Below are 13,512 nucleotides of genomic sequence, written 5' to 3' on the forward strand. Positions count from 1 at the left end.
ACATGTCCGACGAGTCATCCGAGAAGTCGATCCTCGGCCCGGCGGCCGGCTTCGGCGTGACCTTCAAGGCCATGTTCAAGAAGCGGCTCACCGAGCAGTACCCGGAGCACAAGAAGCCCACCGCGCCGCGCTTCCACGGCCGCCACCAGCTGAACCGGCACCCGGACGGGCTGGAGAAGTGCGTCGGCTGCGAGCTGTGCGCCTGGGCCTGTCCGGCCGACGCGATCTACGTCGAGGGCGCCGACAACCGGGAAGAGGAGCGTTACTCGCCCGGTGAGCGCTACGGCGCGGTCTACCAGATCAACTACGCCCGCTGCATCCTGTGCGGGCTGTGCGTCGAGGCCTGCCCCACCCGGGCGCTGACCATGACCAACGAGTACGAGCTGGCCGACTCCAGCCGGGCCGACCTGATCTTCACCAAGGAGCAGCTGCTGGTCGGGCTGACCGAGGGCATGGTCGACTCCCCGCACTCGATCTTCCCCGGCGCCGACGAGGGCGCGTACTACCGGGGCGAGATCACCGGTGCGGCGCCCGGCACGGTGCAGCAGGAGAAGCACCGGCACGAGAAGGAGGTGCAGTCATGACCTCCACCGGAGAGGCCGTCCAGTTCTGGATCCTCGCCGTGATCGCCGTCGGCGGTGCGCTCGGCATGCTGCTGATGAAGAAGGCGGTGCACAGCGCGCTCTGCCTGGCCGCCACGATGCTGGCCCTGGCGGTCTGCTACCTGGCGCAGGGCGCGGTGTTCCTCGGCGTGGTGCAGATCGTCGTCTACACCGGCGCGATCATGATGCTCTTCCTGTTCGTCGTGATGCTGGTCGGCGTGACCAGCGCCGACTCGCTGAAGGAGCAGCTGAAGGGCCAGCGGGTCGCCGCGGTGCTCTGCGGGCTCGGCTTCGGCGTCCTGCTGATCGCGGGCATCGCCAACGCCGGGCTGAAGGACTTCACCGGGCTGTCCGCGGCCAACGCCGAAGGCAACGTGCAGGGCCTGGCCCGGCTGATCTTCACCAAGTACGTCTGGGCCTTCGAGGTCACCGGCGCCCTGCTGATCACCGCGGCGGTCGGCGCGATGGTGCTGACCCACCGCGAGCGGGTCCGCAAGCCGCTGACCCAGCGCCAGCTCGCCGCGCAGCGGGTCAAGGACAACATCCAGGTGCCGCCGATGCCGGCGCCCGGCGTGTACGCCCGGCACAACGCGGTGGACATCCCGGCGCTGCTGCCGGACGGCACCATCGCCGAGGACTCGGTGATGGCCACCCTGCGCGAGCGCGGCCAGATCCGCGACGTCAGCCAGGACATGCTGCGGCGGATGGCCGAGCTGGAGGAGACCACGGCCGACCTGCTCGGCCGGCCGTCCTCCGCCCGGCCCCCGGTGACCGGCCCCCGGCAGGCGCTGGAGACCGTGCCGAACCACGAGGAGGCCGCGGAGTGAATCCGGTCAACTACCTCTATCTCGCCGCCCTGTTGTTCACCATCGGCGCCTCCGGCGTGCTGATCCGGCGGAACGCGATCGTGCTGTTCATGTGCGTGGAGCTGATGCTCAACGCGTCCAACCTGGCGCTGGTCACCTTCTCCCGGATGCACGGGAACCTGGACGGCCAGATCATCGCGTTCTTCACCATGGTGGTCGCGGCGGCCGAGGTCGTGGTCGGCCTCGCCATCATCGTGTCCATCTTCCGGACCAGGCACTCGGCTTCGGTCGATGACAGCAACCTGATGAAGCTGTAGGCGGAGGGCCTTCGGTGAACTCTCTCATTCCGGCGCTGGTCGCAGCGCCCCTGGTCGGAGCTGCCCTGCTGCTGCTCGGCGGCCGCGCCCTGGACCGCTTCGGTCACTGGCTCGGCACGCTGGCCGCCGCGCTCTCCTTCGGCTTCGGCCTGACCCTGTTCGCACAGATGCTGGGCCGCGCCCCGGAGGACCGCGCGGTCACCGAGCACCTGTACAGCTGGATCCCGGTCAACGGCTTCCAGGCCGACGTGGCCTTCCAGCTCGACCAGCTGTCCATGACCTTCGTCCTGCTGATCTCCGGCGTCGGCACCCTGATCCACCTCTACTCGGTGGGCTACATGGCCCACGACGAGCGCCGCCGCCGCTTCTTCGGCTACCTCAACCTGTTCCTGGCCGCCATGCTGCTGCTGGTGCTGGCCGACAACTACCTGCTGCTGTACGTCGGCTGGGAGGGCGTGGGCCTCGCCTCGTACCTGCTGATCGGCTTCTGGCAGCACAAGCCGAGCGCCGCGACGGCCGCCAAGAAGGCGTTCATCGTCAACCGGGTCGGCGACATCGGCCTGTCGGTCGCGATCATGCTGATGTTCGCCGAGTTCGGCTCCTTCGCCTTCGGGCCGGTCTTCCAGGGCGCCGGGGAGGCGAGCGAGGGCAGGCTCACCGCGATCGGCCTGACGCTGCTGCTGGCCGCCTGCGGCAAGTCCGCCCAGGTGCCGCTGCAGTCCTGGCTCGGCGACGCGATGGAGGGCCCGACCCCGGTCTCGGCCCTGATCCACGCCGCCACCATGGTGACCGCCGGCGTCTACCTGATCACCCGCTCCTCGGCGATCTTCAACCTGGCGCCGGACGCGCAGACCGCGGTGGTCGTGGTCGGCGCGGTCACCCTGCTCTTCGGTGCGATCGTCGGTTGCGCCAAGGACGACATCAAGAAGGCGCTGGCCGGCTCGACCATGTCGCAGATCGGCTACATGATCCTGGCGGCCGGCCTCGGCCCGATCGGCTACGCCTTCGCGATCATGCACCTGGTGACCCACGGCTTCTTCAAGGCCGGGCTCTTCCTCGGCGCCGGATCGGTCATGCACGGCATGGACGACGAAGTGAACATGCGTCACTACGGCGGCCTGCGCAAGTACATGCCGATCACCTTCGCCACCTTCGGCCTCGGCTACCTGGCGATCATCGGCTTCCCCGGCCTGTCCGGCTTCTTCTCCAAGGACAAGATCATCGAGGCGGCCTTCGCCAAGGGCGGCACCGAGGGCTGGATCCTCGGCCTGTGCACCCTGGTCGGCGCCGCCGTCACCGCGTTCTACATGACCCGCGTGATGGTCCTGACCTTCTTCGGCGAGAAGCGCTGGAAGACCGACGCCGAGGGCCACGAGCCGCACCCGCACGAGTCCCCGAGGACCATGACCCTGCCGATGGTCGTGCTGGCCTTCGGCTCGGTCTTCGCCGGCGGGCTCTTCGTCTACGGCGACTCCTTCGTCGACTGGCTGGAGCCGGTCACCGGCTTCTCCGAGGGCCACTCGCCGCTCTCCGCGCTGACCGTCACCGCGATCACCACCGTCTGCATGCTGGTCGGCGTCGCGGTCGCGTACCTGATGTACGGCCGCAGCCCGGTGCCGGTGATCCCGCCGGTCGGCTCCCCGCTGACCCGCGCGGCCCGCCGCGACCTGCTCCAGGACGACTTCAACCACGCCGTCCTGGTCCGCCCGGGCACCGCGCTGGCCGCCACCCTGGTCTGGTTCGACAGCAGGGGCCTGGACGGCTTCGTCAACGGCCTGGCCGCCACCATCGGCGGCGTCTCCTCCCGGCTCCGCCGGGTGCAGACCGGTTTCGTCCGCACGTACGCGCTCTCCATGTTCGGCGGCACGCTGGTGCTGGTCGCCTCCACTCTCCTGATGAGGTCGGTCTGATGGCTGTACTCCGCCCGCTCCGCGGGACCCACCCGTGCTCGGAGGTGTCGTCATGAGCTACCTGCTTTCGGCCACCTGCGCGGTGCCGGCGGCCGGCGCGGTGCTCACCGCCGCGCTGCCGGCCGGCACCACCGAGGCCCGCCGCCGCACCACCAAGACCGTCGCGCTGGCGGTCTCGGCCGCGACCCTGGCGCTGGCCGCCGCCGTCGCCGCGTCCTTCGAACCCGGCGGGGCGCGCTACCAGCTGACCGAGTCCCACAGCTGGATCCGCTCCTTCGGCATCAGCTTCTCGCTCGGCGCCGACGGCATCGGCACCGTGCTCGTCCTGCTCACCGCCGTGCTGGTCCCGCTGGTGATGCTGGCCGGCTGGCACGACGCCGACCCGGCGGCCGTCGAGGGCGGCTTCGAGTCCAAGCGCCGCACCCAGGGCTTCTTCGCGCTGATCCTCGCCGTCGAGGCGATGGTGATCGTGTCGTTCCTGGCCACCGACGTCTTCGTGTTCTACGTGTTCTTCGAAGCCATGCTGATCCCGATGTACTTCCTGATCGGCGGCTTCGGGGACCGGGCCGGCGGCCCCGAGTCGGACCGGCAGCGGTCCTACGCCGCGGTCAAGTTCCTGCTGTACAACCTGCTCGGCGGCCTGGTGATGCTGGCCGCCGTGATCGGCCTGTACGTGATCGCCGCCGGCCAGGGCTTCGGCACCTTCGACCTGCCGACGCTGACCGACGCCGTCGCGAGCGGCAAGCTCGCCATCGACCCGAACGCGGAGCGGGCGCTGTTCCTCGGCTTCTTCTTCGCCTTCGCCGTCAAGGCGCCGCTGTGGCCGCTGCACACCTGGCTGCCGAACGCGATGGGCGAGTCCACCGCCGGAACGGCCGTGCTGATCACCGCGGTGGTCGACAAGGTCGGCACCTTCGCGATGCTGCGCTTCTGCCTCGGCCTGTTCCCCAACGCGTCCCGGAACTTCTCCACCGTGATCGCCGTGCTGGCGCTGATCGGGATCGTCTACGGCGCGCTGGTGGCCATCGGCCAGAAGGACATCAAGCGCCTGGTGGCGTACGCCTCGATCTCGCACTTCGGCTTCATCATCATGGGCATCTTCGCGATGACCAGCCAGGCGCAGTCCGGGGCGACCCTCTACATGGTCAACCACGGCGTCGCCACCGCCGCGTGGATGCTGGTCGCGGGCTTCCTGATCTCCCGCCGCGGCTCGCGCCTGATCGCCGACTACGGCGGCGTGCAGAAGGTCGCGCCGGTCCTGGCGGGCACCTTCCTGATCGGCAACCTGGCCACCCTCTCGCTGCCCGGCATGGGGCCGTTCGTCAGCGAGTTCCTGGTCCTGGTGGGCACCTTCACCCGGTACCCTGCGATCGGCATCGCCGCCACCTTCGGCATCGTGCTGGCCGCGCTGTACGCGCTGCTGCTCTACCAGCGCACCATGACCGGCCCGGTGAAGGCCTCCGTCGAGGGCATGCCCGACCTGAAGGCCCGCGAGCTCGCCGTGGTCGTCCCGCTGGTGGCCCTGACCCTGCTGCTGGGCGTCTACCCCAAGCCGCTGACCGACATCGTCAACCCGGCGGTGGACGCCACCCTCTCCCAGGTCCACGAGACCGACCCGGCACCGGCCCACCCGGTCGCCGCCACCACCGGAGGTGAGCAGAAGTGAGTTGGCTCGCTGCTGCGGGCGGCAACAGCCCCAGCATCCCCGCGCCGCACGTCGAGTACGGCCAGCTCTCCCCGATGCTGGTGGTCTTCGGAGCGGCCCTGGTCGGGATCCTGCTGGAGGCCTTCCTGCCCCGCCGGATGCGTTTCACCGCCCAGGTCACCACCGCCCTGCTCGGCCTCGGCGGCGCCTTCGCCGCCGTGGTGGTGCTCGCCGCCACCGGCCACGGCACCACCAAGGCCGGCCTGCTGGCGATGGGTGCCGTCGCGATCGACGGCCCGGCGCTCTTCCTCCAGGGCGTGATCCTGCTGACCGCCGTCCTCGCGGTGCTCACCTTCGCCGAGGGCCGGCTGGAGCCGCGCCTGAACGGCCACACCGTGGACGCCTTCACCGCCCAGGCGGCCGCCGCCCCCGGCGGCGAGCAGGAGCGCGACGCCACCCGGGAGGGCTTCCGCACCACCGAGGTCTTCCCGCTCACCCTGTTCGCGGTCGGCGGCATGCTGCTCTTCCCCGCCGCCAACGACCTGCTGACCATGTTCGTGGCGCTGGAGGTCTTCTCCCTCCCGCTCTACCTGCTCTGCGCGCTGGCCCGGCGCCGCCGCCTCCTCTCCCAGGAGGCCGCGGTCAAGTACTTCCTGCTCGGCGCCTTCGCCTCGGCGTTCTTCCTGTTCGGCACCGCGCTGCTGTACGGCTACGCCGGCTCGGTCGCGCTGCCCGACATCGCCGACGTGATCTCCGGCGTGGCCCCGGTCACCCCGGCGCTCGCCGTCACCACGCAGAACGACGCGCTGCTGCTGATCGGCCTCGCCATGGTCTCCGTCGGCCTGCTCTTCAAGGTCGGCGCCGTCCCGTTCCACTCCTGGACCCCGGACGTGTACCAGGGCGCCCCGACGCCGGTCACCGGCTTCATGGCCGCCGCCACCAAGACCGCCGCCTTCGGCGCCTTCCTGCGGCTGTTCTACGTCGCCTTCCCCGGCCTGCGCTGGGACTGGCGGCCGGTGATGTGGGGCGTCGCGATCCTCACCATGGTGGTCGGCGCGATCCTCGCCGTCACCCAGCAGGACGTGAAGCGCCTCCTGGCGTACTCCTCGATCGCGCACGCCGGCTTCATCCTCACCGGCCTGATCGCCACCGACAAGCAGGGCCTGAGCGCGGTGCTCTTCTACCTGCTCGCGTACTCCTTCGTCACCCTCGGCGCCTTCGCCGTGGTGACCCTGGTCCGCGACTCCAAGGGCGAGGCCACCCACCTCTCCAGCTGGGCCGGTCTCGGCCGACGCTCGCCGCTGCTGGCCGCGGTGTTCGCACTCTTCCTGCTCGCCTTCGCCGGCATCCCGCTGACCAGCGGCTTCACCGGCAAGTTCGCGGTCTTCCAGGCCGCGGCCGCGGGCGGGGCCACCCCGCTGGTGATCGTCGGTGTGCTGAGCTCGGCGGTCGCCGCGTTCTTCTACATCCGGGTGATCGTCCTGATGTTCTTCTCCGACCCGCAGCCCGGCGGCCCCTCCGTCGCGGTGCCCAGCCCGCTCACCGCCACCGCCATCGGCGTCGGCGTGCTGGTCACCCTGGGCCTCGGCCTGCTCCCGCAGTACTTCCTGGACCTGGCGACCAAGGCCTCCGTCTTCGTCCGCTGAGCCCTCGACCGCAGTACCTCCGGCCCCCGCCCGCCACGGGCGGGGGCCGGACCGATGTTCCCCCGCCTGACCTGCGCAGACCGATCCGGCACCGGCCGGACCAGCACGCCCGTGCAGTGATCCACTCGTGACCGGATACGCTGCCTGTTACGTGCAACGGCGGGGGTCAGGGACCGCCTCGCTGGATAGATCAGGGACAGGAGTGGTCTTCGTGACCGTCGTGGGGCCCTTCGGGCTGAGCGTGCAGGACCGCGATCTGACCCGTGACGTCCAGGCCGGAATGGACGCCGTGGAGGCCGCCCTCATCGAGGCGGTGAAGAGCGACGTCCCCTTCATCACCGTCACCGCCAGCCACCTGATCGAGGCCGGCGGCAAGCGCTTCCGGCCGCTGCTGGTGATGCTCGCCGCCCAGTTCGGCGACCCCGCCGCCCCCGGCGTCGTCCCGTCCGCCGTGGTCGTCGAGCTCACCCACCTGGCGACGCTCTACCACGACGACGTGATGGACGAGGCGCCCGTGCGCCGCGGCGCCCCCAGCGCCAACAGCCGCTGGGACAACTCGGTCGCCATCCTGACCGGCGACTTCCTGTTCTCCCGCGCCTCCCAGGTGCTCTCCGACCTCGGCCCCGAGGCCGTCCGGATCCAGTCCGACGCCTTCGAGCGCCTGGTCACCGGCCAGATCCTGGAGACCGCCGGCCCCCGGCCGGAGGACGACCCGCTGCGCCACTACCTCGACGTCATCTCCGGCAAGACCGGCTCCCTGATCGCCGTCTCCTGCCGCTTCGGCTCGATGATGGCCGGCGCCGAGCGCTGGATGGTCGACACCCTCGCCCAGTACGGCGAGAAGATCGGCACCGCCTTCCAGCTCGCCGACGACGTCCTCGACATCGCCAGCGACGGCCACGAGTCCGGCAAGACCCCCGGCACCGACCTGCGCGAAGGCGTCCCCACCCTGCCCGTGCTGCTGCTGCGCCAGCTGCCCGCCGACCCCGCGGACCCCGACGACGCGCGACTGCGCGAGCTCCTCGACACCGACCTCGCGGCGGACGACGCGGCGCACGCCGAGGCCCTGCGACTGCTGCGCCGGCACCCGGCGCTGGAGCGGGCCCGCCGCGAGACGCTGCGCTACGCCGAGGAGGCCCGCGCCCTGCTCGACCCGCTCCCGGACTGCCCGGCCAAGGCGGCCCTCCAGGAGCTCTGCGACTCCGTGGCCATCCGCACCATGTGAGACCGCGCCCCCGGTGGTTCCCGCTAGGGTGACCCCATGTTGCGAGTGGTGATCGCCGAGGATTCGGTACTGCTCCGGGAGGGGCTGACGCGGCTGCTGACGGACCGGGGGATGGAGGTCGTCGCCGGGGTCGGGGACGGCGAGGCGCTGCTGAAGACGGTGGACGAGCTGGCCGCCGCCGACGCGCTGCCCGACGTCGTCGTGGCGGACGTCCGGATGCCCCCCACCCACACCGACGAGGGCGTGCGGGCCTGCGTGGCGCTGCGCGCCCGGTACCCGCTGCTGGGTGTGCTGGTGCTGTCGCAGTACGTGGAGGAGCGCTACGCCGGCGAGCTGCTGGCGGGCTCCACCCGGGGGGTCGGCTACCTGCTGAAGGACCGGGTGGCGGAGGTCCGGGAGTTCGCCGACGCGGTGGTCCGGGTGGCCGGGGGCGGCACCGTGCTGGACCCGGAGGTGGTGCAGCAGCTGCTCAGCCGCAGCCGGCAGGGCGACTCCCTGGCCGGGCTGACCCCGCGCGAGCGGGAGGTGCTGGGTCTGATGGCGGAGGGCCGCAGCAACGCGGCGATCGCCAAGCAGCTGGTGGTCTCCGACGGCGCGGTGGAGAAGCACGTGTCGAACATCTTCCAGAAGTTCGGCCTCGGTCAGAGCACGGACGACCACCGCCGGGTCCTGGCCGTGCTGACCTACCTGGAGTCCTGACCGCGGCCGCCCGGGGAAGTTCGGCGGCCGGTGACGCGTTGTACCTGGTCGTAGGGGAAGAAGCGTCCGGTGGGGTCCGACGGCGCCGGGCCGTGTGCCTGAGTTCCCCTCCAGCCAAGCTCGGCCCGCTTAGGATGCGATTCGGTGCACCAGGCGGACGGGGCACACGGCTCACGCCCGCGGCTGGCGCCCACGAGGAGGTCCGCGGCAGTGACCAGTCAGGTCGATCAGTCAGAGGCAGTGGACGGTTCGGACGGGGAGGGCCGGTCGGGCCCGGTCTCCCCGCCAGGACGCCACGGCCGGCCGGCGAAGCCGATCCGGCGGCTGGACCGGGTGATCATCCGGTTCGCCGGTGACTCCGGTGACGGCATGCAGCTCACCGGTGACCGCTTCACCTCCGAGACGGCGTCGTTCGGGAACGACCTCTCCACGCTGCCGAACTTCCCCGCCGAGATCCGGGCGCCCGCCGGCACCCTGCCCGGCGTGTCGTCCTTCCAGCTGCACTTCGCCGACCACGACATCCTCACCCCGGGCGACGCGCCGAACGTCCTGGTCGCGATGAACCCGGCCGCCCTCAAGGCCAACCTGCCCGACCTGCCGCGCGGCGCCGAGATCATCGTCAACACGGACGAGTTCACCAAGCGGGCGCTGGCCAAGGTCGGCTACGCGGCCGATCCGCTCGCCGACGGCTCACTGGAGGCGTACCACCTGCACAAGGTGCCGCTGACCACGCTGACCCTGGAGGCGCTCAAGGACAGCGGCCTGGCCCGCAAGGACGCCGAGCGGGCGAAGAACATGTTCGCGCTCGGCCTGCTGTCCTGGATGTACCACCGGCCGACGCACGGCACCGAGACCTTCCTGCGCCAGAAGTTCGCCGGGAAGCCGGACATCGCCGAGGCCAACATCGCGGCGTTCCGGGCCGGTTGGAACTTCGGCGAGACCACCGAGGACTTCGCGGTCAGTTACGAGATCTCCCCCGCCTCGCTGCCGCCGGGCACCTACCGCAACATCTCCGGCAACCTGGCGCTCTCCTACGGCCTGATCGCCGCCGCGGAGCGCTCCGGGCTGCCGCTGTTCCTCGGCTCGTACCCGATCACCCCGGCCTCCGACATCCTGCACGAGCTGTCCAAGCACAAGAACTTCGGCGTGCGGACCTTCCAGGCGGAGGACGAGATCGCCGGCATCGGCGCGGCGCTCGGCGCGGCGTTCGGCGGCGCGCTGGGCGTCACCACCACCTCCGGGCCCGGGGTGGCGCTGAAGTCGGAGACCATCGGCCTGGCCGTCTCGCTGGAGCTGCCGCTGCTGGTGGTGGACATCCAGCGCGGCGGCCCGTCCACCGGCCTGCCGACCAAGACCGAGCAGGCGGACCTGCTGCAGGCGATGTTCGGCCGCAACGGCGAGGCGCCGGTGCCGATCGTCGCCCCGGCGACGCCGGCCGAGTGCTTCACCGCCGCACTGGAGGCGGCCCGGATCGCGCTGACCTACCGCACCCCGGTCTTCCTGCTCTCGGACGGCTACCTGGCCAACGGCTCCGAGCCGTGGAAGATCCCCGACGTCGGGGAACTCCCCGACCTGACGGTGGAGTTCACCACCGAGCCGAACCGCCCGGACGGCACCTTCTGGCCCTACCTGCGCGATCCGGCGACCCTGGCCCGCCCCTGGGCCGTCCCCGGAACGCCCGGCCTCGAACACCGGATCGGCGGCATCGAGAAGCAGGACGGCACCGGCAACATCTCCTACGACCCGGCCAACCACGACTTCATGGTCCGTACCCGGCAGGCCAAGGTGGACGGCATCACCGTCCCCGACCTGGTGGTCGACGACCCCGGCGGCAACGCCCGCGTCCTGGTGCTCGGCTGGGGCTCCACCTACGGCCCGATCGCGGCGGCGGCCCGCCGGGTCCGGGCGGACGGCGGCGCGGTGGCCCAGGCGCACCTGCGCAACCTCAACCCCTTCCCCGCCAACCTCGGCGCGGTGCTGCGCAGTTACGACAAGGTGATCGTGCCGGAGATGAACCTCGGCCAGCTCGCCCTGCTGCTGCGCGCCAAGTACCTGGTGGACGCCCAGTCCTACAACCAGGTGCGCGGACTCCCCTTCAAGGCGGCCCAGCTGGCGGACGTCCTGTGGGCCGCGATCGGCAACCTGGACGAGGAGGACAACCGATGACCGAGCAGCAGCACCGCTTCCCCTCGCTCCGGCTGGTGCCCAGGAGCGACGAGCCGCAGACCGCCAAGGACTTCAAGACCGACCAGGAGGTGCGCTGGTGCCCGGGCTGCGGTGACTACGCCATCCTGGCGGCCGTCCAGTCCTTCATGCCGGAGCTCGGCATCCGCCGGGAGAACACCGTCTTCGTCTCCGGCATCGGCTGCTCCTCGCGCTTCCCGTACTACATGAACACCTACGGGATGCACTCCATCCACGGCCGTGCCCCGGCGATCGCCACCGGCCTCGCGGCCTCCCGCCCCGACCTGTCGGTGTGGGTGGTCACCGGCGACGGCGACGCGCTGTCGATCGGCGGCAACCACCTGATCCACGCGCTGCGCCGGAACGTCAACCTGAAGATCCTGCTGTTCAACAACCGGATCTACGGGCTGACCAAGGGCCAGTACTCGCCGACCAGCGAGGTCGGGAAGATCACCAAGTCCACCCCGATGGGCTCGCTGGACGCCCCGTTCAACCCGCTGTCGCTGGCGATCGGCGCGGAGGCGAGCTTCGTCGCCCGCACCATCGACTCCGACCGGCAGCACCTGACCTCGGTGCTGCGGGCCGCCGCCGAGCACGAGGGCACGGCGCTGGTGGAGATCTACCAGAACTGCAACATCTTCAACGACGGCGCGTTCGAGGTGCTCAAGGAGCCCGGGACCAGGGACGAGGCGCTGATCCGCCTCGAACACGGGCAGCCGATCCGCTTCGGCACCGACCAGGGCGTCTTCCGCCGCCCGGACGGCGAGCTCCACGTGGACACCGTGACCGACGCGAACCGGGACGCCGTCCTGGTCCACGACGCCGCGGCCGCCGGGCCGGCCACCGCCTTCGCGCTCACCCGGCTCGCCGACGCGGACACCCTGCACCACACCCCGATCGGCGTCCTGCGGTCCGTCGGCCGTCCGGTCTACGACACGCTGATGGCCGACCAGCTGGCCCGCGCCGCCACCGAGAAGGGCCGGGGCGACCTGGCCGGCCTCCTCACCGGCAACGACACCTGGGCGGTCGTCTAGCGGCCCGGCAGGGGCGCGGGGGGCCGCGCGGCCGGCCACCGCCCTCCCGGGGCGCACGGCCGGACGCGCAGCCCCCCGCGCCCCCGGCCTTTCACCGCTGTGCGTCGTAGCGCTCGCGGGCGGCGTCGACGTCGTCCATCCGCAGGGCGACCCAGCGGGTGAGGCCGCTGAGCGCCTCGGCGGCCTCGCGGCCGAGCGGGGTGAGGGTGTAGTCGACCCGGGGCGGGATGACGGGGTGCGCCTCGCGGTGCACCAGGCCGTCGCGCTCCAGGGTCTGCAGGGTCTGCGCGAGCATCTTCTCGCTGACCCCGGCGACCCGGCGGCGGAGCTCGCTGAAGCGGTGGCCGCGGTCCTGGAGGGCGGACAGCACGAGGACGCCCCACTTGCTGGTGACGTGCTCCAGCACCAGGCGGTGCGGGCAGTTGCGGTCGTACAGGTCCGGGACGGTCTCACTCACCTTCACGTCAGTACCGTACTTCGAAGTGCGTACTTACCAGAAGTTAGTGTCCCGCCTACGTTCGTTGTCGAAGCGGAAACGAGCGAGGGAGCAAGGACATGATCGTCGTCACCGGTGCCACCGGACAGCTGGGCCGCCTGGTCGTGGAGGGCCTGCTGGCGAAGGTGCCCGCCGCCGAACTGGCGGTGGCGGTGCGCTCGCCCGAGAAGGCCGCCGCCTGGGCCGGGCGCGGGGTGGCCGTCCGCGAGGTGGACTACGGGCGGCCCGGGACGCTGGCGGCGGCGTTCGGCGCGGGCGACCGGGTGCTGCTGATCTCCGGCAGCGAGGTCGGTGCCCGGGTGCCGCAGCACACCGCCGTGGTGGAGGCGGCGAAGGCCGCGGGCGTGGCGCGGCTCGTCTACACCGGCGTGCTGGGCGGGGACGAGGCGGGCTTCGCGCTCGCGGACGAGCACAAGGCGACCGAGGCGGTGATCCGCGCCTCCGGGCTGCCGTACACCTTCCTGCGCAACGGCTGGTACACCGAGAACTACACCGCGAACGCCGCCGCCGCGATCGAGCACGGCACGGTGCTCGGCAGCAGCGGCGACGCCCGGATCGCCACCGCCTCCCGGCAGGACTTCGCGGACGCGGCGGTCGCGGTGCTCACCGGAGAGGGCCACGAGGGCCGGGCGTACGAGCTGAGCGGTGACACCGCCTGGTCGTTCTCGGAGTACGCGGCGGAGCTGGCCGCCGCCTCGGGCCGCCCGGTGGCGTACCGCAACGTCGGTGCCGAGGAGCACCGGGCGGCGCTGGTCGGCGCCGGGGTACCGGAGGTCTTCGCGGACATCCTGGTGGACGTGGACGCCGCCATCGCCCGCGGCGAGCTGGCCCGGGACCGGGGGGTGCTGAGCGGGCTGATCGGCCGCCCGACCACGCCGCTGGCCGAGACGGTGAGGGCCGCGCTGGCGGGCTGATTCCGCAGGTCGGGGGCCGTGACGCAACTGTCAT

12 protein-coding genes are annotated in these 13,512 nt (G+C 71.5%); 11 read left to right on the forward strand and 1 reads right to left on the reverse strand.

Going from position 1 to position 13,512, the window contains the following annotated elements; translation table 11 throughout:
* The first annotated feature begins 2 nt into the window (after positions 1-2).
* The 10 genes from nuoI (at position 3) to ABEB06_RS22180 (ending at position 12,068) form a co-directional block, all read left to right on the forward strand.
* Positions 3-584, forward strand: coding sequence for an NADH-quinone oxidoreductase subunit NuoI (nuoI, locus tag ABEB06_RS22135; RefSeq protein ID WP_345698618.1), 582 nt, complete (start codon positions 3-5; stop codon positions 582-584).
* Positions 581-1,429: an NADH-quinone oxidoreductase subunit J gene (locus ABEB06_RS22140; protein WP_345698619.1), complete on the forward strand. Its 849-nt coding sequence runs from the start codon at positions 581-583 to the stop codon at positions 1,427-1,429. The genes nuoI and ABEB06_RS22140 overlap by 4 nt, the downstream gene beginning before the upstream one ends.
* Entirely contained in the window at positions 1,426-1,725 is a 300-nt protein-coding gene (gene nuoK, locus ABEB06_RS22145; RefSeq protein WP_280698134.1) for an NADH-quinone oxidoreductase subunit NuoK, read from the forward strand. The genes ABEB06_RS22140 and nuoK overlap by 4 nt, the downstream gene beginning before the upstream one ends.
* Positions 1,726-1,739: 14 nt before the next feature.
* A complete protein-coding gene (gene nuoL / locus ABEB06_RS22150) occupies positions 1,740-3,635 on the forward strand; it encodes an NADH-quinone oxidoreductase subunit L (RefSeq protein WP_345698620.1) in 1,896 nt (631 codons plus the stop codon).
* Between the two features lie 52 nt (positions 3,636-3,687).
* Positions 3,688-5,301 carry an NADH-quinone oxidoreductase subunit M gene (locus ABEB06_RS22155; RefSeq protein WP_345698621.1) on the forward strand — a complete coding sequence of 538 codons (1,614 nt, stop codon included), beginning with the start codon at positions 3,688-3,690 and terminating at the stop codon, positions 5,299-5,301.
* Positions 5,298-6,926, forward strand: a complete 1,629-nt coding sequence (gene nuoN, locus ABEB06_RS22160; RefSeq protein ID WP_345698622.1) for an NADH-quinone oxidoreductase subunit NuoN — start codon at positions 5,298-5,300, stop codon at positions 6,924-6,926. The genes ABEB06_RS22155 and nuoN overlap by 4 nt, the downstream gene beginning before the upstream one ends.
* Positions 6,927-7,137: 211 nt before the next feature.
* The gene (locus tag ABEB06_RS22165) at positions 7,138-8,151 is read left to right on the forward strand and encodes a polyprenyl synthetase family protein (RefSeq protein WP_345698623.1); all 1,014 of its coding nucleotides are present in this window, start codon (positions 7,138-7,140) and stop codon (positions 8,149-8,151) included.
* Positions 8,152-8,190: 39 nt separating this feature from the next.
* Positions 8,191-8,850: a response regulator transcription factor gene (locus ABEB06_RS22170; RefSeq protein ID WP_345701940.1), complete on the forward strand. Its 660-nt coding sequence runs from the start codon at positions 8,191-8,193 to the stop codon at positions 8,848-8,850.
* 240 nt (positions 8,851-9,090) lie between these two features.
* Positions 9,091-11,016, forward strand: coding sequence for a 2-oxoacid:acceptor oxidoreductase subunit alpha (locus ABEB06_RS22175; RefSeq protein ID WP_425559673.1), 1,926 nt, complete (start codon positions 9,091-9,093; stop codon positions 11,014-11,016).
* On the forward strand, positions 11,013-12,068 hold the full coding sequence (locus tag ABEB06_RS22180; RefSeq protein ID WP_345698625.1) for a 2-oxoacid:ferredoxin oxidoreductase subunit beta: 1,056 nt from the start codon (positions 11,013-11,015) through the stop codon (positions 12,066-12,068). The genes ABEB06_RS22175 and ABEB06_RS22180 overlap by 4 nt, the downstream gene beginning before the upstream one ends.
* 91 nt (positions 12,069-12,159) lie before the next feature.
* Here ABEB06_RS22180 and ABEB06_RS22185 read toward each other — a convergent pair whose 3' ends face one another.
* Positions 12,160-12,531 carry a winged helix-turn-helix transcriptional regulator gene (locus tag ABEB06_RS22185; protein WP_345698626.1) on the reverse strand — a complete coding sequence of 124 codons (372 nt, stop codon included), beginning with the start codon at positions 12,529-12,531 and terminating at the stop codon, positions 12,160-12,162.
* A gap of 92 nt (positions 12,532-12,623) precedes the next feature.
* Between ABEB06_RS22185 and ABEB06_RS22190 the strand changes: the two genes are divergently transcribed.
* Entirely contained in the window at positions 12,624-13,478 is an 855-nt protein-coding gene (locus ABEB06_RS22190; RefSeq protein ID WP_345698627.1) for an SDR family oxidoreductase, read from the forward strand.
* Positions 13,479-13,512: the final 34 nt, after the last annotated feature.

Source organism: Kitasatospora terrestris (genome assembly GCF_039542905.1).
Taxonomy (GTDB): domain Bacteria; phylum Actinomycetota; class Actinomycetes; order Streptomycetales; family Streptomycetaceae; genus Kitasatospora; species Kitasatospora terrestris.